Raw genomic sequence first — 1,449 nt, 5'->3', positions numbered from 1 at the left:
CTACATTATATCGACAAGCGAACTGGTCCAGACGTTTGGGACAACTCTCCGACGGAAGCAGCTTTTGCGCAATCTGTTGGCCTACAGAGGACTTATGTATGCCAACGGCTACGTGTCCGGGATTCAGTTTCTGGACGGGAGCTTTGTGGAGGATGTAGAGCGTCATAGTGGACGTGAGCCGGGCGACATAGACGTATATTCCCTGCTCGATACTCCAAAGCGGTATGTGCAAGACCCCGCTTTGTGGCACCCGGATGGATTCAAATTCTGGGCTGAGGAGATACAGAACCAGCCGCTTAACAAGAGCCGTTTCGAACTCGACACCTACGCGCTCCTTGTTCAGGAACTGCCGCTCGTCCACCTCCTTAAGGACGTAATGTACTGGTATAGTCTATTCTCGCATCAGAAAGTTACCTTCGCGTGGAAGGGCTTTGTGGCAATCCTTTTGGACCAGCAGCAGGATGTTGACGCTCTCGCATTGTTGGGAGGTTCGTGATGCCAAACCTCTTAGCGATTGAGGCCTTGGAAGCAGATAAGGCGTTTGCCGAGCGACAACTTGAAACTTTGCCTGACAACCCCTGGGGAACCGCGAGGCTCATGTGGGAGCAGCGCCTGAGCGAGATTACCCAGAAGATTGAAAAACTGCGCGGAAGTACACCGCTCAGCGCGAGCGTCGCGCTTGTATTTGATGGTCTTCCCGTCATCGGCCAAGACGATATTCGCCTTGATTTTTCATCTGACGCCCTCGGGACGTTCCAGAAGATCGTAACCGCGTCACTGGCCACCTTAAATGACAAGGCAGTTGCGTCGAGAGGCAAAGTTAAGGGTGCAAAACACTCCAAGCTGTACATCCGCGACATCATTCGCGGATCTATGGGTTTCCTATTAGAGGAGCTTACCCCATCTCAAACCGATCTGTTCCAGACGCCTTTGAAGACTGCTGTCGATCAAGCCACGGAGTTTATTGCTGCCCTCAATGCAGCTGATGAAGCTGATTTTGTGTCAGCAATAGATGATGCTTCCCCGAGATTAGTCGGAGCAGTCCAGAGATTCGCCAAGGTACTAAAAGATGCGGGTGCAACTGCAAAAATTGTCCGGGATGAGCATCGCCTAGACCTGAGCGTTGAAGACGTTAATCGCCTGAATGAACGTTTTTCGGCGGTAACGCTCCGTGAGGAAAGCGTTACTCTAGATGCAGTGCTCCTAGGAGTGCTGCCCGACTCCCACACATTCGAGCTTGAGATCGATGGCCAAAATGCAGTGCTGAAGGGTTTTGCAACTGACGATTTGGTTGAAAAATACGTCGCCGATCAATCCTTCAAAGACCAGTTGCTCCTGAAGCCGGTCAAAGCTTACTTGTTGTTCAGTCGCATCTACCGCAATGGAAACTTGCTCCGAGAACAAGTCACACTTGAAAATCTGGAGCCCCGCATCATGAATGAGAACTTC

The 1,449-nt window shown here is 51.3% G+C and carries 2 protein-coding genes; both read left to right on the top strand.

All coding sequences use genetic code 11. The annotated features are described in order from the left end of the window. A partial coding sequence (locus tag ABUE31_RS22605; RefSeq protein WP_367726021.1) for a DUF6932 family protein occupies nt 1-496 on the top strand: 496 nt, incomplete at its 5' end. Further along, nucleotides 496-1,449: hypothetical protein (locus ABUE31_RS22600; protein WP_367726020.1), on the top strand; the 954-nt coding region annotated here is incomplete at its 3' end. The genes ABUE31_RS22605 and ABUE31_RS22600, both read left to right, overlap by 1 nt.

The sequence above is a fragment of the Mesorhizobium marinum genome, from assembly GCF_040813675.1.
GTDB lineage: Bacteria > Pseudomonadota > Alphaproteobacteria > Rhizobiales > Rhizobiaceae > Mesorhizobium_K > Mesorhizobium_K marinum.
Note: the sequence above shows the minus strand (reverse complement) of the source record. Positions and strands in the feature narration are given on the sequence as shown.